The sequence below is a fragment of the Streptomyces specialis genome (assembly GCF_001493375.1).
In the GTDB taxonomy this organism is placed as follows: Bacteria; Actinomycetota; Actinomycetes; order Streptomycetales; family Streptomycetaceae; genus Streptomyces; species Streptomyces specialis.
This window is the reverse complement of sequence record NZ_LN929869.1, coordinates 1-1,165: the sequence shown is the minus strand read 5'-3', so window position 1 is coordinate 1,165 and position 1,165 is coordinate 1. Positions and strand designations below refer to the sequence as shown.

The 1,165-nt window shown below is 70.8% G+C and carries 2 protein-coding genes; one reads left to right on the top strand and one right to left on the bottom strand.

Annotated elements, in window-relative coordinates:
• Window positions 1-303, top strand: a 303-nt coding sequence (locus tag BN2279_RS30510) for a hypothetical protein (RefSeq protein ID WP_234347702.1), incomplete at its 5' end; no start/stop codon positions are given.
• Window positions 304-350: 47 nt separating this feature from the next.
• On the opposite strand, the gene BN2279_RS09670 is transcribed toward BN2279_RS30510, so the two are convergent.
• A complete protein-coding gene (locus BN2279_RS09670) occupies window positions 351-1,025 on the bottom strand; it encodes a hypothetical protein (protein WP_059008308.1) in 675 nt (224 codons plus the stop codon).
• Window positions 1,026-1,165: the final 140 nt, after the last annotated feature.

Here is a 1,165-nt window from a genome sequence, read left to right as displayed (position 1 = left end):
TCTGAGTCCAGCGAAACCCACAGTGATCGGCCGTTGACGCCCCGGAAGCGCAGCCTGCGGGCCCGGGCCGCCGCCCATGCTTCCTGGGCGGTAACCAGTGACCGCACCGCCCGCACAACTCCGGGCACACAGGCGTTTCTTGAGCGGTTCGAACGACAGGTGGATCCAGAACGGAAGCTGCCGGCCGAAGTGCGGCGGACGATGGCTGTGCACGCGCGGACCGCCTACATGCTGCGGCTGGCGCAGCGGTCGGCCGAGGCCCGCCGCCGGAAACGAGCGGAGGCGCAGGAACGTAAACGGTGACGTCCTTGTCGCGGCGGTGAACGCGCCGCGACAAGGACGTCGATCTTTCAGGCCGCGGCCTGCCCGTCGTCGTTTCCGCGGAGCATGGACACCAGCATCCGTGACCGTGCCGATCCGATGTGGAGTTCCTTGCGGAGCGACTCGGCCGAGATGGGGCGCTGGTGGTGTAACCGGTGGCGGGCGTCCGCGTGCCGGGCGCGCTCCAGCAGGTCATCCGTGGGCGGCGGGACGGGGTTTCCGCAGTCGGCTGTCTGCGGGGGATCGGTCGCAGCGTGTTCCGTGAGCTGGACGCTGCTGATCGTCTGGAGCAGACCGGGGCCCACTTCGGCCCAGCCGATCAGCAGCAGGGGGCCGACCGCGTCGAAGGCGGCTTTCCCGTAGTGCCCGCAGACCAGCGGGTCGGCGATGTTGAGCGCGAGGGTCATCGTGCTGGAGAAGACCAGCAGGCGGCGGGCGGGCCGCAACTGCTGGCTGGTCGCGCCGTAGAGCGTGAGGTAGCGGATGGCCAGCAGCAGGCCGAGGACCGACAGGTCGACGGCCGGTGCCACCAGCGGCGCCACCCAGGGCGGGACGCCCAGCCTCAGGGCCAGGGACCACACATTCCCGAAGCCGAACAGGAAGGTGAGGCACACCACGGCTGCCATGATCGCGGTGACCGACCGGAAGGCGGTGGCCTGCTGGGCGGTCAGGGCTTGAACGTGCTGGCGGGGTGAGGTGGTCATCGGGCGGCCTCCTTACGGTCAGGGGCAGCGATGCGAGCCGGGAACACGGACGGCAGGCGGCCCGGCCGGGCCGTGGCGCAGCAGGCGGCTGCCGGCCGCCTGAAGGGACGGGGGACCGGACAGGGCGGGATGTGGTTACG